Consider the following 18,245-nt stretch of genomic DNA (forward strand, 5'->3'; position numbering starts at 1 on the left):
TTGCCACGTTTACTATGAACACTACTGCAGGGTACTGGAGACCATCTAACTTATAGATTACGTAGATTACGTAAATTTTGTCCTAAGGATAATAGTATGCTAAAAACCCATAAAGCACCAGAAAAAGGAAGTCAATTTTCAACTCCATCAGAAAAAGTTGTCCATGGTCGCAAGAATCTTAAGCTGATGGATGTTAATTATCGGCGTAACACTGAGTCGGATTACACCGAAAAAATAGAGCAGTTGTATAAAAACTTCGACTATAGCAGCAATAGCGATTATTACTGGGGTGAACCTGAGCTTTCACTGCTGTACGGTACCCCCCTCTATGAAGCGGCTTCACCCTCACAACAAAAAGCTCTAAACCATCTCTATTAGGCTTTGAATTACTATTTAATTGCTGCTACTGAAACTAATACAATCTTATTCAATGAAGTGACAGCAAATGCCTTCTTACCCCAGGGCAATCGCATCTAAATCAGGAAAACCAACGAAGCTAAAGTGATTGGACTTGTTTTCCACAATATTTCTCATTTTTGGTTGGTTAAAGGAGCATGCCAACGGGGTCGGAACAATCTGGCGGCATGTAGTTATGCAAACCGCCGTAAGCTGATACGCGACACGCTGATAGCTATCTTAAGAGTTACTTTATTAACAGTCTCTGAGAGTTAAATAAGCCATGAGAAAAATAGTGGTTGGGGTAATGGGGCCTGGAGACAAGGCCACTGCTACTGACATTAATCGTGCGTATCGTCTCGGTCAACTGATTGCTGAGAATGGCTGGGTACTGCTGACCGGTGGCAGAAATGTGGGAGTGATGGATGCGGCCAGTCGGGGAGCCAAAATGGTTGGTGGCTTAACGATTGGTATCTTACCCACCAAGGACACTAGGGCCATGTCTGAAGCCGTGGATATTGCCATCGTTACGGATATGGGCAATGCTCGCAATACGATTAATGTACTCTCTAGTGATGTGGTGATTGCCTGTGGTATGGGCATAGGAACAGCCTCGGAAATTGCTCTGGCTCTCAAAAGTTGGAAAAAAGTAGTTTTGTTGAGTGACCATCGAGAGAGTCAAGAGTTTTTCTGTAGTCTGTCCCAGGAGAATGTATTTCTGGCAACAAGTCCAGATGCTGCTATTGAGTTGGTTAAAACTATTTTAAGTCAGGCTTAGATTTGTTTCAGACTTAGGCCGGATCGCAAGTAGTGTGTCAGTGCAACAGTTTTTGAGTGACTAAAAACAGCAGGGGGAAAATGCGTTCGCGTAGCGGCTCCATTCGCGTAGCGTGGCCCATTCGCGTAGCGTGGCCAATAGGCCAAGGCCAAGGAGCATCGCACTATTTCATGATCTGAAGTTTCCTGTTCTGTCTTCCCTAAATTTTGTTAGTTGAATACCATAATTTTCCTGTCTTGATGCAAAGCGCGAGTGGGTGAAACCTCCTTTGGCAGACTGAATCCCTTGTGTAGTAAGCTTTCCGAGTTTTTTAACTGGAACTAATGCACAAAAGGTACTGAAGACACCCTATAGGAAAGGAAGACTAAAGAAAGAAGTGTAACGATTTCGGACAATGCTCAAATTTCAATCTCTAGGCTTATCAATTATTTCCGCCTCGGTTGTTTTCCATAGTCAAGCACTTGCGTGTGTTCCCGAGTCTGTACTAGACCGGTTTACTAACTTTTATTTTTGGCAGGCTAATCCAGAAATGTCAGACAAGAGTATCAAGTCTCACCAAACACAGTACAAAAAAGAGTGGTTGGCTATTAAAGAGGTTTTGAAAGACAGGATTGTTTGGATGGAAATACCTAGCTGTTATGCTGATCATGGAGACTATGGTTATGAGGTGAAGGATTACGGGGAGACAATTACAGCATTAATCGATGCGGTATTCTATGCTAGTCACCCTGAGTTAAAGGGGCGTAAGTTAAGGCCAAGTGAAACCCACTTAATTCGAGAGTGGAACTTGATAAAACAGAGTTTTTTATATGATCCGTGCTAGTCAGCTTGGCATCCCAAGTACACAATAATTGACACAACACTTTTAATTATTATAGCGGTTTATAGTCTAATCAGGTACACAGGATTTTTTCTCTGTTCCCTGTTCCCTAAAGGCGTTGCTTAATCATGGAATGAATTAAAGAGCTTTGTGGAATAGGCATCTTGCCTGTTTCTAATCTTTTTCGGCATCTTGCTTCTAATCTTTTTCGGCATCTTGCTTCTAATCTTTTTCGGCATCTTGCCTGTTTCTAATTTTTTCCGGCGGGCAGGATGCCCACTCTACTCCTATTGATTTTAAAATTTAGCAACGCCAAAAATTTGTAACAAAAGTTTTTAAAATATGTTATAATATAAAAGTTTGTATGCTATAAGAAAACCATGCCATGAACGCTAAAACGTTCCATGACAAGAGCCAGCCGACAGATTCTCCACGGTCCAGAGGCTGGCTCTAGATCCCCCATCAAAGGAGACAAGATTCATTATGACTTATTACCAACGCCTACACCCGTGGGCTATTGTTCGCCTATTGCCGCAAATGCAACGGGTGGTTGTTGCTCGCTTCCGCAATCGGTCTAACGCCGTTCGCGTAGCGTGACCTTTGGTCAAAGGGGATTTAAAGGCTCTGAAACGGTTGATGCCGGATGCTGAATTTGTGATTGTGTTTGATGTTGGCTTTGATATTGGCAATGATTCTATGGGTGAAGAATCTAGGGATGACCGGGAATAGGGAATAGTTGGAGGTTGTGGCAGGAAACGGGCAAGATGCCCGTTCCACCCCTGATGCCGATGTCACAAGACTCTTAAAATTATTCGATTCTTAAACGCCCAATTTGTTGACAAGATGCTTTTACTCTGGTACTATAAAGGGAGCAAAAAAATAAAACTAATTTTATAAATTAGTGAGGTTTTCGTGAGTTTCCATATAAAATAGATCTTCAGGTTCAGTGCATCTTATTTCTAAAATCCCTACCTGATTTGAAACTCATACTATAAGTAACTTTGCGGAACTATTTCGCAAAGTTATCTGAGTAAGGCGTCTATAACTCAGATCAACTACCCCTGTCTGAGTTTCTATAATTTGGAATTATCAAAATCTTATCCTTCTGTATGAGCAAAACTGGAAGGTCGATTTTGAGTGAATTGAAGCGGATCAGGAGTCTTTTTTGGCAATTATTATCCAGAGCCCACAGAATGCGTGTGCTCTAGAGTTAGTCAAGTGTCTACCATTTATTAAAAGTAAAGTTCATGAACACCAAAAATATTATTAGGGTGATTTGTATTGCCTTGTTGACTTTTTTGTTAGTTATCCATGACTCGATTTTTATTAGTATTCCTGTTTTTAAAATCAAATTAGGCTTGACACAAGAAAAACCTGTTGCGTATGAAAATCAATTATTTGATATTCGTAAGATGCTGGAAACTGCAGGAGTTGAAAGAAACTCTCCAGAACACAAAGAACTTATTTGTTTATACAAACAATTACTAGGTATAAGAGATAAATTAAAGGATTATGCACAAAAATTCAGAGATGACAATAGTGATTATATCAATCTTTTTCCTCTAGCCTACTATCATGTGACAACTGAAGAATTATTGGCATTAAAAAATGGAACCTATAAGCATCCCAAAGAAAAAATGGAGCAAATGAATTTATTTTTTTATGATTATAAATTAAATAGAGATAATTGGGACTATAATCGAAAACAATTAGTTGAGCCACACTGGAAATATCATTTTAAAACTGCTGATAGAGAAACGAAAGGTACAATAGATTTTGCATGGGATGATGAGGATGTTCTTAAGACTGGCATTGACGCTCATATAAAATATGATCTTCCAAGAGCATTATATACATCATTTAAAATGATTGACGAAAATAGTCTAGATAACAAGCTATGGGATGATTTATCAGAAGATTTCAAAAAAACAGAAGATACCCTTAAAAAAGCATTCGACAAGGTTAAAGAAGAGCTAGACTACAACGGATTAATTAATCTACTTGATTTTTTATCCAATACAAGTGGAGCACAGCTTGAAGATGTTATAATCCTTAGAAACGAAGCCTGGAATGAAGCTCGAGATATTTATGTTGATACTACACGTACAGTTATACTAAATGATCATTCAAAGTATGAAGAAGATGCCAAACAAAAATATTGTCAGATTAGTAAGCCAGTAGAAAGAACTGGAAACAAAAAGAGAGGCAGAAATTTTGGTGATCCTCATCTATTTACGTTTGATGGTTATAGATATAGTTTTCAGTTAGTAGGAGAATTTATTCTAGCAAAATCTAATGATAATCTTTTTGAAGTACAGGTTAGACAGTCTCCTCTCAACAACTCTGTTGCAGTTGATTCTGCCATCGCTATGAAAATAGGTAATAATCGTGTTGGTCTTTACGCTGATGAGCTTCCTGATACTAATACTAATACACGGTTATGGGTTAACGGTGTTCCTACAACAATTGAGAAAGAACTGACCTTAAGTGATGGCGGAAAAATTTATCATCGGGGAAATAACTATGTATTTGAATGGCCAACAGGAGAAGAATTAATTGCTCAAATTAACAAAGGTGCAAGTACCCCATTTATCAATATCACTGTCTACGTCTTTGAGTCCCAAGCTAATCAGATATCTGGCTTACTAGGAAATGTCAACGGTGATCCTAATGATGACCTTCGGTTTAGGAACGGAGAAACTTTGCCATCTCGTGATACTTATGGTGATGTAGAAAATCTGCTTACCCGTGTATCTCCAGTGCGCCTTCCTTTAAAACCAGCCCTTAACCGTTACCTTGAACAATTGACCAAAGACTATGGTAATGATTGGCGTATCAGTCAAGAAGAGTCCTTATTCGACTACGCTTCTGGTCAATCTACTCAAACCTTTACCTTGAATAACTTTCCTGATGAGTATCTTTCTCTTGAGCAACTTTCTTCCACTGAATTGAGAGATGCTAGGAAAATCTGTACAGATAGAAAAGTAGAACCAGAGCTTATGGAAGGTTGTATATTTGATGTAGCTTTTTCTGGATATAGTGATTTTGCTCGCGCCGCTGCAAGACTATCTGAAGTTGCTAACCTTTTACGTGATATTGGTATTGATATTCCTGGTATAAAACCAAAGCCCCCAATACCAACAACACTTCCAGGGGGTATTAGAATACCAAAATTACCATTTTAATCATCATAGTGTGATATTGTTGCTTGACTCCATCGGTTTTACGGGATTAGCGTCCCGTTTTTTTTATGAGTCTATTAAACAGCTTTTTAAAGGACGCACTAGCTTAGTGATTGCTCATCGACTGTCTACTATTGCTGATGTTTAGTTGCCCACCTCTCCATAAATGCTATAATTGCCATACCCGATCAAGCTTTAATGGCTATGAGTTCTATCCAGATTACGATACCGGATGAGCGTTTGCAACAACTCCAAGACATTGCAGCTAACCTAAATGTTTCTATAGAAGAGTTAGTGTTGATGAGTGTTGAGCAATATTTAACTCAGTCAGAACTATCTTTTAATGATGCTACAGCATACGTTTTGCATAAAAATGCTGAACTTTATCGCCGACTGGCTTAATGCGTTATCTCACCGTCAGTGAAGTTTTAGAACTCTACTATCGAATTATTCACACCACCAGCGCTGGGACTTTACTCCCATAAACACCTTCAGTAGCGTGAGCCTAGGGAGTGTTTTCTTGCCTCGGAGATCCCCCATTATCCCCCTTAAAAAAGGGGGACGAGCGAGTATGGCTCCCCCCTTTTTTAAGGGGGGCTGGGGGGGATCATAATCTTGCGGAAAACTTTGAAAACACGCCCTAGCGCATTAGCTGATAGCTGACTGCTGATAGCTGAATTATTACTATGATAGATATGCTCCTAGAGACGATATCACACTACTCTAATCAATGCCCACGCTATTGAAATTGGCAATAATTGCCGCCCATCTATCGGTCTATCTGGTTGCTGCGGTTAACATCTGGATTTTTTCTTATTGGAGTCAATTCTATACTTCTGTAGTCAAGGTGCGATCGCTACCACTGATCTACTGTGGCTACGCTTGTTTTGCGATCGCTAACTCCTACGAAATTGCTGAACACATCGGGGATGACTGGGTTTATGTCAGCCAAATTTCTGATCTCAATCGGCTATTCTATACCTTCATTACTGCTGGCATGTGCTTGATTGCCCTAGGACTGAAAAAATCCCGCTTTCTGGATTTGATCTTAGTTGCCAGCACGGTTGCTGTTCCCCTACTTTATGGTGTTCAAGAGGGCAAAGAATTAATGCAGTTGGTGCAATTAGTTCCTTCGATAATTTTTGTCTATAACTGGTACGTAGTTATGAGGGACTGGCGAGTTTTTCTATTCCCATTATTCTCAAATGTGATCACTGTTGGTTTTGGTATTGCCCTGATTGTTACCGGACAGCAGGCGCTTCATCTGTTCGTTGGTTCTGCTTCAGCGATTGGCTTGCTAATTCTTGGGCGAGTGGCGTGGGTAAAACCAAAAAGGCATTCCAAGGGATAGCTTTGGGATGTTAAAGAAAATGACTAAAAAAAACGACTGGTTACTTTACCAATAATTTGTTGAGAATCCACTAAACCAAAAGAGCGGCTATCGGTACTTTCTAATCGGTTGTCTCCTTTCAGGAAACAACGTCCATCTTCGAGCACCAAAGTTACCCGTTTCACCAATCGCAAGTGGTTTTGGTAAGGGTGTCTAGCAACAACAATGTCACCAACTTTGGGCGGAATGTGCCGATAAGCTCTCGGATCAATTAAGATTTCCTCTCCTGGTTTGAGCAGGGGAGTCATGGATACTCCTGTAACTCGGAAGCGCAACCGTTTTCGCAATATCAACAGTGCTAGCTCAGGAATACTGTTTTTGGTAAAAAGCATTTGAATTAAGAATGTAGAATTAAGAATTAAGAATTAAGAATTAATAATTAAGAATTAAGAATTAAGAATTAAGAATTAAGAATTAAGAATTAAGAATTAAGAATTAAGAATTAAGAATTAAGAATTTTACATTCTGCTTTCTGCCTTCTACATTCTGCCTTCTACATTCTGCCTTCTACATTCTGCCTTCTACATTCTGCCTTCTACATTCTGCCTTCTACATTCTAAATTCTACATTCTTAATTCTACATTCTACATTCTGAGGTTTAGCTAGCTTTATACCAGACAATATCGCGATTCTTGGTTGCCCAGAAAATCTTGTGGATATTCTCTACTGCATCAAGTAGCTCATTGGCGTGCTCAAGGCTAACTTCCACCTTGCAGGCAGAGCATAACTTTGCGGCTTTCCAGAAGGTATCGTGTAGGTCTGGGAACTGCTCCAAGTGTACTGGCTTGAAATAGTCTGTCCACAGGATCAGTATTTCCTCTTTGGTCTTCTGAGCCTGCTCTTCCTTAATAGCAATGAACCGGGATAGGGTATTGTTGTAAGCAGCTAATGCTGGTTGATCATTACTCGCAGGTGGCTCAAGATCAAGGATCTTCTTGGTCATGGAGAGTACTGCCTCAGCGGTGATACGTGCAGCAGCTGGGTCATACACCCCGCAAGGTCCGTCGCAGTGGGCATGGACTTCTGGAGCAGGGAACCAGTCTTTGAGCTGGGCAATAACTTTTTTCAACATATTTTTTAGAGTTCGCTTGTGGTCAGAGCACATGGTAAATATCGGTAAGGGAGGAATAGCCCCAGGATAGCCAATGGCTAATTAGGGTTTTTGACAACCGACTAGACTAAGTTAGTTAACTAACTTAGTTAGCCCAATCTATTCCATCCCCCCCCTACCCATAGTAAGTTATAGCAAGTTGTGTTCTAAATGGATAGTAGATCTGAAGATATGGAATCGGGAATCGGGAATCGGGAGTCGGGAGTCGGGAAAGAGAGGGAAGTGTGGGGAGATGGGGAGATGGGGAGATGGGGACCCACCCCTAACCCCTCCCAGGAGGGGAATGGGGAGATGGGGAGATCTTAGGGACTTGCGTGTAAAAAAAATACCAATTCAAGTAGGGTGGGCAAAGTAATATTATCTAGAAGACTCATTTCAACCAAACTGTTTTTGCCCACCCTACAAGCTCAAAACTGGTATTTTATTTTTTTGCTACTCCCTTATATAGTTTTGCGATCGCGTAGCGGCTCTAAAGGAGCATCGCACCAGGAAACTCTCCTCATAGGCCACTTGACTCTGTGATCTGCTGTGGGTGGAGTTGCAACTGTTTTCAACTTTCAACTATGCTAAAATTTACGAAAGTAGCTCAGAGTATAAGTGTGGTAGCAGTCCAGCGCCATGATAATCGGGGATAAACCGAAGAAGCTTTCATAACTAATGTCTAGACGTGATGAGTTACATTTTTCCCTGCGCCGCACTCTCGAAAAAGACGGGTGGACGATTACTGATGACCCGTTCATATTAGTGTTAGGACAAACGCTCTTGAAAGCTGATTTAGGAGCCGAAAAGTTTTTCGCAGCTGAAAAAGAAGGACGTAAAATTGCAGTGGAAATTAAAGGCTTCGAGTCCCCTTCAGTCATTAATGAACTGTAAAAAACCATGGGACAGCTTCAGCTTTACCAATGGGCTTTGGAGATGCAAGAACCAGAACGGCAGTTGTTTCTCGCTATCAGTCAAGAAATTTATAGTAAACACTTCCAAAAAACTATTTTTCAGCTAGCCGTCGAGAGAAATAAAATTAACTTGTTAGTGTACGACCCAGAGCGGGAGGCTATTGTTCAATGGAGCAATCATTAAGCTATGCAGATATTTTGAAAAAAACGCTGCAAGAGGAAACTCGCGCCCAACCTCGCTTACAAGCGATTCGGATTTATCCTGTCTGCGATACTGATTCCGGTCACTTCTTGGTTCTGGCCACTGCCTGGGATAAGCAACGGTGGATTGACTCGATTCTGTTTCACGCTCGCTTGGTCGATAGCCAAGTCATTATTGAAGAAGATAACTTTGAGGAAGGGTTATCTTCTTCACTTATTGCCGCAGGTATTCCAGCAGAACATATTATTACTAGCCTGGATTATGAAGTTGATGCTAACCCAGTGATGGCGACCGCCTCCTCCGCCGGGGTAAGGTTTTAGGGATAGTAGATCTTAAGATAGGGAATCGGGAGTTGGGAATCGGGAGTCGGGAGCGGTGCGACCCCACGCTTTTTCAAAGCGAAGCCTGAACGCGCACCGTCGGGATAAGAAACTTGACTGTGGCTGAGTTGATCCAATCGGATTTTTATACTAGCGCTAGTTAATATCGTCCTATTGAATCTAGGGCGAGGGTTTTGCTTTCCCGTAGGGGCTCTTTTGGAGCATCGCACTGACTTCACTGAGTTGTAAAAGCAGTTTATTATACCAGATAACTATCCTAGCTAAAAATAAGTTTACAGTTATTAACATTACGTGTTACCTTAATTAAAAAATTAGACAAACTTCAACTTAGATTCATGAATAGTAAAGAGTTAGCGCAATATATAGAAGCTACTGACGGCATCTCCAAACCCTGGTTACTCGTGCAACTGCGTCTGAAGAAGCTTCAGGAGCGGCGCGCCACCCTATCATCGGAAGCTTATATCAGAGAACTAGAAGATATTCACCAGGATTTGATGAATTTAGGTCAGTGGTGGGTAGGTATAGAAGACGAAGTGTTCAATCCTTGAGGTTCGCTTAACGGTAGAATCTGGAAGACCATTCTCTCGTTGCGACAAAACAACCTGATCGAGTGGGTTAACTCTGAGGATCATGGGTAAAGCTAAAAAGAATAAGTCTGAATTTGAACAGACCACAGTTGAGCTTCAAAAGAATACGCCTGAATTTGAACAGACCACAGAACAGACCACAGAACAAACCACAGTTGAGGTTAATCTGAGTGACACTGACTATTACTTCAATCGAGAACTGAGCTGGTTGGAGTTCAATAACCGAGTATTACATGAAGCAACGGACCCCCGAACACCTCTGTTAGAGCGTCTGAAGTTCATGGCCATCTTTAGCTCCAACCTCGATGAATTCTTTATGGTGCGGGTGGCTGGTTTGAAACAACAGGTGCTAGCACAAGTTAGTAAACGGACACCTGATGGTCGGACACCCAGTGAACAACTCGATGCCATCAGAGTGCGCTTGTTACCGATGGTAACTCAACAGCATCAACACTTTGAACAGGAACTGCGACCGCTGCTAGCCAAAGCAGGGATTTACATTCTGGACTATGTGGACTTGAACCAGAAACAGCGGAATTACCTGGAAAACTACTATTCCGAGCAAATTTTTCCAGTTCTGACTCCCCTGGCTGTGGACCCCAGCCATCCCTTTCCTTACATGTCCAATCTCAGTCTGAATCTGGCGGTAGTGGTCAAAGACCCGGAAACGGGAGCAGAATTGTTTGCTCGGGTGAAAGTTCCTAGAGTCTTAAAGCGCTTTGTTCCCCTCCCGGAAAAATTGCAGCAACAACAGAATGGAAAAACGACTAGTTGGACTGGTGTTCCTCTCGAACAAATCATTGCCCATAATTTGGAGTCTCTGTTTCCAGGGATGAAGATTCAGGAGTGTCATCCCTTCCGCATTACCCGCAATGCTGATTTGACAGTAGAGGAGTACGAAGCAGATGACCTGCTGATAGCGATTGAAGAGGAACTACGGAAACGACGGTTTGGACGTTCTGCCGTGCGCATGGAAATTCCTGTGACTACCTCCAAGTTAGTCAGGCACACGCTGATGCGAGAGCTGGAACTTGAAGAAACCGATGTGTATGAATTTGAAGGTCTGTTGGCACTGGGTGACTTGATGTCGTTGATGGCATTGCCACGGCCAGAATTGAAAGACCCTGTGTGGGAACCAGTGGTGCCCCGACGCCTGCGCTTCCCTATAGGGGAAGAGAATGTGGAAGATATTTTCAGCGTGATTCGCAGTAGGGATTTGCTGGTACACCATCCTTATCATTCCTTTGGCGCAACGGTAGAACGCTTCATTACCCAGGCCGCTCAAGATCCAGATGTCTTAGCCATCAAAATGACCTTATATCGCACATCTGGTGACTCACCCATTATCGATGCCTTGATTAGAGCAGCAGAAAATGGTGACCAAGTGTCGGTGCTCATAGAACTAAAGGCTCGTTTTGATGAAGAAAATAATATCGTCTGGGCACGGAAGTTAGAACAGGCTGGAGTCCATGTGGTCTATGGTTTGGTGGGTTTAAAAACTCACACCAAAATTGTGCTGGTGGTGCGTCGGGAGGGAGATACAATTCGTCGGTATGTTCACATTGGGACGGGGAATTATAATTCTAAGACTGCCAAACTATATACTGATTTAGGACTATTGAGTTGTCGTGATGATTTAGGAGCAGATTTGACAGATTTGTTTAATTCTTTGACCGGTTACTCACGGCAAAAGTCTTATCGAAAGTTGTTGGTCGCACCATTTAGTTTACGCGATCGCATGATCGAAATGATTCAGCGGGAGATTGAACATTGCCGCAACGGGGCAACAGGTCGTATTGTGGCCAAAATGAATTCCCTACTAGACCCCAAGATGATTGCGGCTCTCTACAACGCCTCACAAGCTGGTGTAAAAATTGACTTGATTGTACGGGGAATTTGTGGTCTGCGTCCTGGTCTTAAAGGAGTCAGTGAAAATATCCGTGTGGTAAGTGTCGTCGGTCGTTTTTTAGAACACTCACGGATTTTTTACTTCCAAAATCAGGGTCAAGAGGAAGTCTATATTGGCAGTGCGGACTGGATGCGTCGTAATTTGGATCGACGGGTAGAAGCAGTGACACCAGTGGAAGACCCAGAGATTACCAAAGATTTGGAAGAAATCCTGGCAATTATGTTAGCAGATAACCGGCAAGCTTGGGATTTACAGCCTGATGGCACCTATATCCAACGACAGCCAGCTCAAGGGGTTAAAGAAGAATCGGCTCATCAGATTTTGATGGACATGGCGTTGCAATCGTCAGGGATTGGATAGTGGGATAATTAAGAATGTAGAATTGAGAATTAAGAATTGAGAATTAAGAATTGAGAATTAATAATCTAGAATCTAGAATTATGCCTTCTGCCTTCTACATTCTACATTCTGCATTCTTAATTCTAAATTTTCAATCCAATCTTTTCCATAAATACTGTTGATGATGGCAAGGATGGTATAGTCCACCAGGGCTGATGTTCTTCTAGGGACTCCTGGTCATATTTACCAGTGGCAACTGCAATCACACGAGCACCAATGGCTTTGCCACAGTGAATGTCATGGGGAGTATCGCCAATCACGTAAGTTTTTTCCGATGGAATCACGCCATACTTTTCCGATGCGATCGCTAAAGCTTGTTGGGCAATATCAACTCTAGTTTCAGTTTTATCGGAAAATCCACCACCACTAAAGTAATCAGCCAAGCCATAATAGCTTAATTTTGCAAATGCTCCTGCTTCGATATTTCCTGTCAGCAACATGGAAACCACATCAGTTCGATCGTGCAAAGCATCTAGAATTTCGATTACCCCCTCCAGGACATATCCTTCTCGGCGGGGCAAACTTTGAGGCAAGTAGTTAACGTAGTATTTCAGTAGTTGATCCACCAATTTAGGTTCTGGGGACAAACCGTACTGCTTGATAATATTAGCGGCAATTATTGGGTCTGTCATGCCTGCAGTTTCTATATTTGTCAGTGAAACCGTTTCACCAATTACTTCACTGGCAGCCTCTTCTAGGGCAAATATCCCGGCTCGTTTTGTGGTTAATAAAGTGCCGTCAATGTCCCAAAATAAAACGGTAGTCATTACACTTCTATGGTACTAGAACTTGAGGCAATAGTTGTTAGTTAATTGCCGTTATTATTATAACATTTATTAATTAGTTTAGGTACATTCTTGATTTTAGGGAGCAGGGAGTAGGGAGTAGGGAGTAGGGAAGTCAGAAGTGGTATAGCGCTACGCGCAAGTTAGAAGTCAGAAGTCAGAAGTCAGAAGTCAGAAGTAAGCTAGGACTAGGTTTCGGAGTTTACAAATGTCCTAATCTTAATGGGTAGTGCTATAAAAAGATTTGTGTACCTTATAGGTATAACTCTTAATAAACAACGCTATACTTTATACTTCCTAGGTCATCCTTGAAATCCTATATAATTTATAATTATATCATGAAAACTAATCCTAATTTAGGAGAACATCAAAAACTACTCGGATATCTTGATACTGTTCCCTATTCCCTATTCCCTGTTCCCTTTTTATCTGAATCTTACGCAATTTAAATAACAAGGCTACATCATACTTTTATGAATCTCAAATGCTAAACTTTCAGCATCTAGCCGATGAGCACGAAGCACTTCCTGATTTTGACCGCATTTCGGAATATCAAATACTCCAAATTGCCTTACCTGTATTTGCCCAGACAATCCTAATTCTGCCAAACCACTTACAATCCGATCCCCCTGTCCTCCTATTACATAATGGTTATCTAGGGTAAAGACCCAGGAGTAACCTTGGAGGATTTGCTCCAACCAGTCTAAATCCACAAAATTTAGCCAAGGTAAATTCACCACTTTTAAGGTTATACCGTGATTCTGAGCCAATAACTGGGCAGCTTGATAGGCTTGTGGCAGCAGCACGGGACCGTAACCAAATAAAATAGCGTCTTGCCCCTCAGTTAAGGCAATCCCCTGACCCAACTCCAACTGATAATCCTCTGGCAATTGATAGGGAATCTGACAGGGTATCGAGACTAGCCTTATATAGCAACTACTGATAGTTCGATGCAAACAGTAGTCTAGAGCTAGGGATACTTCTGCTTCATTAGCTGGTTCAATCATCACCATATTCGGTATTGCTCCTAGGGCAGAAATATCCCTTACCGATTGGTGAGAATGACCAGGACCACCAGGTAGCAACCCAGCTAGGGAGCCAACATAAATAATCTTAGTCCGTTCGGTAGCATTATTATAGATTTGCTCATTGGGTCTGGTGGATAGGAAACAAGCAAAGGAATGCACAATGGGCAGTAACCCTTTCAGTGCCATCCCCCCGGCCTGGGATACCATATCTTGTTCGGCAATACCACACTCAAAGAACCGTTTCGGGAATTTGTCTTTAAAGGGAATCAACCCACAATCGAGCATTAAATCCGCATCGAGTACCACCAGGTCTTGATTCCGTTCTGCTTGGGCAACCAAAGCTTTGGAATAGGCACTAACCAGTCGTTGCGCTCCATCAACTACAGCAGGTTTGGCATAGGATAGCATCTCTACCCCTACGGGGGATGCTCCAATTTGTTCCAATTGGGTATTGGCAGCAGCAATTAGTTCTGCCACTCCCTTAGTATAGGCTTCATCATCCGGTGCGCCACTATGGAAGCGATATAAGTTGTCTTCTGGGTTGTCTTCTGGTTTGATGGCCGTATGTTCCATAAAGGAGATTCCTTTTCCCTTAATGGTGTCAGCAATCAGGATTTTGGGCCCTTTTGTGACTGCTTTCAATTTTGCGATCGCATTCCCTAAAGCCTTGACATTATTGCCATCACAGCGGTCCACATACCAGCCATAGGCCGCAAACTTCCGTTCCAAGTCCCCTAAGTCACTCACTTGGGACACCCAAGTATCGGACTGGATTTTATTATGATCCACAATCACAGTCATCTCATGGAGTCCCAGATTTGCTGCTGGTTGGAGAGACTCCCAAAACTGACCCTCCTGCAACTCCCCATCCCCAGTTAAGAGATAAACATTTCCCCCAGGGCCCATTAGCCGATTTGCTAGGATCATCCCCTTAGCCTTAGAAACCCCCATTCCCAAAGAACCAGTATTGGTTTCCAAGAACGGAATAGAAATATCTGGATGACCAGGAAGTCCATCTAGCCGCCTCAAGCTATGGATACGCTCAAACTCCAGCAAACCATGGCCAATCAAAACCGAGTACAAACCTGGTACATCGTGACCTTTAGAGGAAAAATAAATATCCCGTGGTTGATTAGAGTTAGTTTTCCTAACCCGTAATTCATTTAAAAACAGCCAACAAACAATATCTAAACTACTAAAACTACTACCAATATGCCCTGAACCCGCCTGTTTTATCATATATAAGGTATTGATTCGACAGTAGGTAGCAAAAAGCTCAGTATGAGTTTCGGGAGTAATGTCTAAATCCTTGAGGCGTTCAAACTCCCGAAACGGGACTAGAGATAGATTTGTCATTGGTTATTGGTTATTGGTTATTGGTCAGGTTTTGGGTTTTAGGGAGCAGGGAGTAGGGAGTAGGGAGCAGGGAATAGGTAACAGGCAAAAAATCCTGTGTACCTGATAGTTATGAAAAACGCTGTATACTATTATCTTAATTTTCAATGGATAACATTACAGCTTAATCTTTACCTTGGTTACTTGCTGATTTGATTATCCGCCATTTTTAACGTTAATTTTTAAAGTTAATCCAAAATAATTATAATCATTATTTAGCTATTATTTTTATTAATTCAAACTCCTAATTAAACTACTATAACTAATAGTATAGCGTTTCTGATAGTAATGAGGTACACAGTATTTTTACCCTGTTCCCTACTCCCTACTCCCTACTCCCTACTCCCTACCAAATTGAAAAAACTAAATTGGTTTCTGGGAGACGAGAGGTAAGTGAGCGTCTCCCTGTTCTATTAAATATTCCAGATACCACCAATCTTTCAAGTCATTAATATCTAATCCCTCATGATCATGGGTAATAAATGGCATAATCACCTTTCCAGCAATTGTATACTCTTCCAGCACTACTCTTGACCAAGCAATTTCCAAGCTAGCATTTTGCACATAGACCTCTGGCAACGCCTGATAGGGAGTACTATGCCAGGGGGTATGGGGGGTTGAAGGTTCAAGGTTGAAGGTTGAAGGTTGGGGGGTTGTTCGCGTAGTGTGGCCTTTTGGCCAAGGTTGGAGGTTGGGGGGTTGGGGGGTTGGGGGGTTGGGGGGTTGGAGGTTATGGTTAACCTGAGAATTGCCTAATTTAAGGGTGTTCTGCTCAAGCAACGGTTTCATCAGGTTGCCTTTGAGTACCCACATTTTTCCAGGATGCTGTTGGCATTTCTCTACTGCCCGTAAGGAGTCTACTTGATCAGCTTGAGCCAAAAACGCCTGCCAAGCTCGTTGAATGGTCTGTGGTTGGCGACAAGGACTGGTTGGTCGCAGGATGCTGAAGCAATCAAATTCTCGCCCAAGATCACTCAAATGCCTCAGGGTGTAATCAATCCACTCAATATCTGGTGACTTGTCGGTAGCATACTCTGGCGATCGCAAAAATGGTACCTCAGCGCTATAGTAACGAGCAATTTCCGCCACCTCCTCTGAGTCAGTGGAAACAATCACTGCTGAAAACACTTGGCTTTGGGTTGCAGCAGCAATAGTATAAGCAATTAACGGATGCCCTTTTAAACGACGAATATTTTTACCAGGTACTCGTTTGGAACCAGCTCGGGCTGGAATCAGGGCAACTACTGTCGGAGTTTTAGAATCTACCAATTTTCCTGATCTTAGACAATAATCTTGCTGGCAAATTTTTGATCACCACTTTATAGTTTACAGAAATAGGGAATAGGGAGTCGGGAGTCGGGAGTCGGGAGTCGGGAGTCGGGAGTCGGGAGTCGGGAGTCGGGAGTCGGGAGTCGGGAGTCGGGAATCGGGAGTAGTAGGAAAGAAATAGGAGTAATTTTTGGTTTTATAATAAATCACCATTGCAGTTAATTAGCTATTAGTAAATAATATATTTAATTCTTGTCAATATTGATATTATTCTTGTATAATTATTGTAGCAGTAATCAAATATTTTAGGTACAATTTACTAGGGTTTATGGAGTAGTAATTAGGGCATAATAATTGCCCCTGACTACCGTGAAGTAAATCCCACATGACTTCCTTAATAAGGGAAGAAACTTGTTCGCGTAGCGTGGCCTTTTGGCCAAGGTAAATCATCTGGTAAATCATAAGTAGTAAAAAAACGTTCTAATAGAGCAATGGTAAAAATTAACAGTCATAGCTTGTAATCGCAAATCACACCATAAAAATCACACAATAAACAGAATCTGCACTAGCTACCTGTAGGGTGGGCAAAACCTTGCCCACCCTACAAATGGAGTCTGTGCGTAAGTCCTGAATCAGAAGGATAGCGGTGATACTACTTATGATTTACACAGAATTTTGACCCTATTCCCTGTTCCCTATTACCTAAAATCCAAAACGTACTTCAAGCAATTGATAACTGCAATCGTAAACATTATCTTGCAGCAAAGCAAATGACAAACTCAGACCAGTTTGATACCCGTTTCAACCTTTTACTAACTGCCTTCGAGCGCACCAACCAACAGATTGAACAGCTTGGTCACAGGATTGATGCTGTCACCCAACAGATTGAACAGCTTGGTCACAGAACCGATTCTAATGCTCGTGCTATCGAGCAGACCAACCAAAAGATTGAACAACTTGGTCACAGGATCGATTCTAATGCTCGTGCCATTGAAGCTCTAACCAATACTGTCCATGAGTTCAAACGCGATCGCGCTCAAGCATACTCTTTGATGGCAGATTTAGCTCAAAATCAATCCCGAATGTATGGCATGATGGCCAACTTAGATGAGCGACAGGAACAACTGTCTAACCGACAGGGTGAGATTGTGGAAATTCTGAAGTTATTGACTAAATCTAATTAGGATGCGCGAACCACTAGCGTAAGCATTTAGCTATCAGCTAAAGGCCTTTGGCCACGCTACGCGAACAGCTATCAGCTAAAGGCCTTTGGCCACGCTACGCGAACAGCTATCAGCTAAAGGCCTTTGGCCACGCTACGCGAACAGCTATCAGCCTATGGGCTACAGATGGTGCTACTATTCGCGCAGCATGCCCGTAGCGCAATTGGTGCTTTTGAAGAAAATAAGCTGACCGCTGACCGCTGACCGCTGACTGCTGACCGCTGACTGCTGATAGCTGTTGAGAAAACACTAAACACTATTGCAGCAAATGACAAACTCAGACCAGTTTGATACCCGTTTCAACCTTTTACTAACTGCGATCGAGCAGATTAGCCAACAGATTGAACAGCTTCGTCAAAGAACCGATTCGAATGCTCGTGCTATTGAAGCCCTAACCGATACTGTTCATGAGTTCAAACGGGATCGCTCTCAACTGTATTCTGTGATGGCTAATTTAGCACAATCTCAGTCTAATTTATTTCAATCTCAGGCTAATTTAGCGGACAGTCAATCCCGAATGTATGGCGTGATGGAAAA

Annotated in this window: 22 protein-coding genes and 2 pseudogenes; 15 read left to right on the forward strand and 9 right to left on the reverse strand. The window is 42.1% G+C overall.

The window, feature by feature from the left end:
* Nucleotides 1-96 precede the first annotated feature (96 nt).
* Nucleotides 97-378 (forward strand): hypothetical protein, encoded by a 282-nt coding sequence (locus F6K57_RS02215; RefSeq protein ID WP_293064425.1) that lies wholly within the window; start codon nt 97-99, stop codon nt 376-378.
* 301 nt (nt 379-679) lie between these two features.
* Entirely contained in the window at nt 680-1,174 is a 495-nt protein-coding gene (locus tag F6K57_RS02220; RefSeq protein WP_075903022.1) for a TIGR00725 family protein, read from the forward strand.
* Here F6K57_RS02220 and F6K57_RS02225 read toward each other — a convergent pair.
* Nucleotides 1,171-1,338 (reverse strand): hypothetical protein, encoded by a 168-nt coding sequence (locus tag F6K57_RS02225; RefSeq protein WP_293020520.1) that lies wholly within the window; start codon nt 1,336-1,338, stop codon nt 1,171-1,173. The genes F6K57_RS02220 and F6K57_RS02225 overlap by 4 nt on opposite strands.
* Before the next feature lie 230 nt (nt 1,339-1,568).
* Here F6K57_RS02225 and F6K57_RS02230 point away from each other — a divergent pair, with 230 nt between their 5' ends.
* The 5 genes and pseudogenes from F6K57_RS02230 (at nt 1,569) to F6K57_RS02250 (ending at nt 6,527) form a co-directional block, all read left to right on the forward strand.
* Entirely contained in the window at nt 1,569-1,997 is a 429-nt protein-coding gene (locus F6K57_RS02230; protein ID WP_293064429.1) for a hypothetical protein, read from the forward strand.
* Between the two features lie 480 nt (nt 1,998-2,477).
* Nucleotides 2,478-2,723: pseudogene (locus F6K57_RS02235) on the forward strand (hypothetical protein).
* A gap of 518 nt (nt 2,724-3,241) precedes the next feature.
* Nucleotides 3,242-5,179, forward strand: coding sequence for a DUF5995 family protein (locus F6K57_RS02240; RefSeq protein WP_293064431.1), 1,938 nt, complete (start codon nt 3,242-3,244; stop codon nt 5,177-5,179).
* 201 nt (nt 5,180-5,380) lie between these two features.
* Complete coding sequence (locus F6K57_RS02245; protein WP_075906455.1) at nt 5,381-5,578, forward strand: DNA-binding protein; 198 nt, start codon at nt 5,381-5,383, stop codon at nt 5,576-5,578.
* A 328-nt stretch (nt 5,579-5,906) separates the two neighbouring features.
* Nucleotides 5,907-6,527 carry a hypothetical protein gene (locus tag F6K57_RS02250; protein ID WP_293020506.1) on the forward strand — a complete coding sequence of 207 codons (621 nt, stop codon included), beginning with the start codon at nt 5,907-5,909 and terminating at the stop codon, nt 6,525-6,527.
* Nucleotides 6,528-6,550: 23 nt separating this feature from the next.
* Here the strand turns inward: F6K57_RS02250 and sodX are convergent, their stop codons facing one another.
* Both sodX and sodN read right to left on the reverse strand, forming a co-directional pair.
* A complete protein-coding gene (gene sodX, locus F6K57_RS02255) occupies nt 6,551-6,898 on the reverse strand; it encodes a nickel-type superoxide dismutase maturation protease (RefSeq protein ID WP_075903030.1) in 348 nt (115 codons plus the stop codon).
* A 266-nt stretch (nt 6,899-7,164) separates the two neighbouring features.
* On the reverse strand, nt 7,165-7,638 hold the full coding sequence (sodN, locus tag F6K57_RS02260) for a superoxide dismutase, Ni (protein ID WP_075903032.1): 474 nt from the start codon (nt 7,636-7,638) through the stop codon (nt 7,165-7,167).
* A 189-nt stretch (nt 7,639-7,827) separates the two neighbouring features.
* Between sodN and F6K57_RS02265 the strand changes: the two genes are divergently transcribed.
* From F6K57_RS02265 to F6K57_RS02275, 3 genes and pseudogenes are all read left to right on the forward strand, one after another.
* Nucleotides 7,828-7,983, forward strand: a complete 156-nt coding sequence (locus tag F6K57_RS02265; protein ID WP_293064437.1) for a hypothetical protein — start codon at nt 7,828-7,830, stop codon at nt 7,981-7,983.
* Between the two features lie 351 nt (nt 7,984-8,334).
* Nucleotides 8,335-8,754: pseudogene (locus F6K57_RS02270) on the forward strand (XisH family protein).
* A complete protein-coding gene (locus tag F6K57_RS02275) occupies nt 8,739-9,092 on the forward strand; it encodes an element excision factor XisI family protein (RefSeq protein ID WP_293064439.1) in 354 nt (117 codons plus the stop codon). Before F6K57_RS02270 ends, F6K57_RS02275 begins: the two are co-directional and overlap by 16 nt.
* On the opposite strand, the gene F6K57_RS02280 is transcribed toward F6K57_RS02275, so the two are convergent.
* A complete protein-coding gene (locus F6K57_RS02280) occupies nt 9,089-9,229 on the reverse strand; it encodes a hypothetical protein (RefSeq protein ID WP_293064441.1) in 141 nt (46 codons plus the stop codon). The genes F6K57_RS02275 and F6K57_RS02280 overlap by 4 nt on opposite strands.
* A 219-nt stretch (nt 9,230-9,448) precedes the next feature.
* On the opposite strand from F6K57_RS02280, the gene F6K57_RS02285 reads away from it, so the two are divergent.
* Together F6K57_RS02285 and F6K57_RS02290 are read left to right on the forward strand one after the other, a co-directional pair.
* A complete protein-coding gene (locus tag F6K57_RS02285) occupies nt 9,449-9,661 on the forward strand; it encodes a hypothetical protein (RefSeq protein ID WP_293064443.1) in 213 nt (70 codons plus the stop codon).
* An 82-nt stretch (nt 9,662-9,743) separates the two neighbouring features.
* Entirely contained in the window at nt 9,744-11,969 is a 2,226-nt protein-coding gene (locus F6K57_RS02290) for an RNA degradosome polyphosphate kinase (RefSeq protein ID WP_293064445.1), read from the forward strand.
* A 122-nt stretch (nt 11,970-12,091) separates the two neighbouring features.
* On the opposite strand, the gene F6K57_RS02295 is transcribed toward F6K57_RS02290, so the two are convergent.
* The 5 genes from F6K57_RS02295 to F6K57_RS02315 form a co-directional block, all read right to left on the reverse strand.
* The gene (locus F6K57_RS02295; RefSeq protein ID WP_293064447.1) at nt 12,092-12,775 is read right to left on the reverse strand and encodes an HAD hydrolase-like protein; all 684 of its coding nucleotides are present in this window, start codon (nt 12,773-12,775) and stop codon (nt 12,092-12,094) included.
* A gap of 476 nt (nt 12,776-13,251) precedes the next feature.
* Complete coding sequence (locus F6K57_RS02300; RefSeq protein WP_293064449.1) at nt 13,252-15,177, reverse strand: transketolase C-terminal domain-containing protein; 1,926 nt, start codon at nt 15,175-15,177, stop codon at nt 13,252-13,254.
* Nucleotides 15,178-15,201: 24 nt separating this feature from the next.
* The gene (locus F6K57_RS02305) at nt 15,202-15,324 is read right to left on the reverse strand and encodes a hypothetical protein (protein ID WP_293064452.1); all 123 of its coding nucleotides are present in this window, start codon (nt 15,322-15,324) and stop codon (nt 15,202-15,204) included.
* A 255-nt stretch (nt 15,325-15,579) separates the two neighbouring features.
* Nucleotides 15,580-16,485: an acylneuraminate cytidylyltransferase family protein gene (locus F6K57_RS02310; RefSeq protein ID WP_293039277.1), complete on the reverse strand. Its 906-nt coding sequence runs from the start codon at nt 16,483-16,485 to the stop codon at nt 15,580-15,582.
* A 57-nt stretch (nt 16,486-16,542) separates the two neighbouring features.
* Nucleotides 16,543-16,698 carry a hypothetical protein gene (locus tag F6K57_RS02315; protein ID WP_293039275.1) on the reverse strand — a complete coding sequence of 52 codons (156 nt, stop codon included), beginning with the start codon at nt 16,696-16,698 and terminating at the stop codon, nt 16,543-16,545.
* Nucleotides 16,699-17,255: 557 nt separating this feature from the next.
* Between F6K57_RS02315 and F6K57_RS02320 the strand changes: the two genes are divergently transcribed.
* The 3 genes from F6K57_RS02320 to F6K57_RS02330 all read left to right on the forward strand — a co-directional run.
* The gene (locus tag F6K57_RS02320; RefSeq protein WP_293020485.1) at nt 17,256-17,669 is read left to right on the forward strand and encodes a hypothetical protein; all 414 of its coding nucleotides are present in this window, start codon (nt 17,256-17,258) and stop codon (nt 17,667-17,669) included.
* A 47-nt stretch (nt 17,670-17,716) separates the two neighbouring features.
* A complete protein-coding gene (locus F6K57_RS02325; protein ID WP_293064457.1) occupies nt 17,717-17,866 on the forward strand; it encodes a hypothetical protein in 150 nt (49 codons plus the stop codon).
* A gap of 110 nt (nt 17,867-17,976) precedes the next feature.
* Nucleotides 17,977-18,245: hypothetical protein (locus tag F6K57_RS02330; protein ID WP_293064459.1), on the forward strand; the 269-nt coding region annotated here is incomplete at its 3' end.

The sequence above is a fragment of the Moorena sp. SIO4A5 genome (genome assembly GCF_010672005.1).
In the GTDB taxonomy this organism is placed as follows: Bacteria; Cyanobacteriota; Cyanobacteriia; order Cyanobacteriales; family Coleofasciculaceae; genus Moorena.

Coding starts and splice junctions, on each gene's coding strand:
- F6K57_RS02295 (WP_293064447.1), bottom strand. CDS start 12,775: ATGACTACCGTTTTATTTTGGGACATTGACGGCACTTTATTAACCACA.
- F6K57_RS02290 (WP_293064445.1), top strand. CDS start 9,744: ATGGGTAAAGCTAAAAAGAATAAGTCTGAATTTGAACAGACCACAGTT.
- F6K57_RS02250 (WP_293020506.1), top strand. CDS start 5,907: ATGCCCACGCTATTGAAATTGGCAATAATTGCCGCCCATCTATCGGTC.
- sodX (WP_075903030.1), bottom strand. CDS start 6,898: ATGCTTTTTACCAAAAACAGTATTCCTGAGCTAGCACTGTTGATATTG.
- F6K57_RS02240 (WP_293064431.1), top strand. CDS start 3,242: ATGAACACCAAAAATATTATTAGGGTGATTTGTATTGCCTTGTTGACT.
- F6K57_RS02230 (WP_293064429.1), top strand. CDS start 1,569: ATGCTCAAATTTCAATCTCTAGGCTTATCAATTATTTCCGCCTCGGTT.
- F6K57_RS02275 (WP_293064439.1), top strand. CDS start 8,739: ATGGAGCAATCATTAAGCTATGCAGATATTTTGAAAAAAACGCTGCAA.
- F6K57_RS02315 (WP_293039275.1), bottom strand. CDS start 16,698: ATGGTGATTTATTATAAAACCAAAAATTACTCCTATTTCTTTCCTACT.
- F6K57_RS02300 (WP_293064449.1), bottom strand. CDS start 15,177: ATGACAAATCTATCTCTAGTCCCGTTTCGGGAGTTTGAACGCCTCAAG.
- F6K57_RS02245 (WP_075906455.1), top strand. CDS start 5,381: ATGAGTTCTATCCAGATTACGATACCGGATGAGCGTTTGCAACAACTC.
- F6K57_RS02320 (WP_293020485.1), top strand. CDS start 17,256: ATGACAAACTCAGACCAGTTTGATACCCGTTTCAACCTTTTACTAACT.
- F6K57_RS02285 (WP_293064443.1), top strand. CDS start 9,449: ATGAATAGTAAAGAGTTAGCGCAATATATAGAAGCTACTGACGGCATC.
- F6K57_RS02215 (WP_293064425.1), top strand. CDS start 97: ATGCTAAAAACCCATAAAGCACCAGAAAAAGGAAGTCAATTTTCAACT.
- F6K57_RS02265 (WP_293064437.1), top strand. CDS start 7,828: ATGGATAGTAGATCTGAAGATATGGAATCGGGAATCGGGAATCGGGAG.
- sodN (WP_075903032.1), bottom strand. CDS start 7,638: ATGTTGAAAAAAGTTATTGCCCAGCTCAAAGACTGGTTCCCTGCTCCA.
- F6K57_RS02220 (WP_075903022.1), top strand. CDS start 680: ATGAGAAAAATAGTGGTTGGGGTAATGGGGCCTGGAGACAAGGCCACT.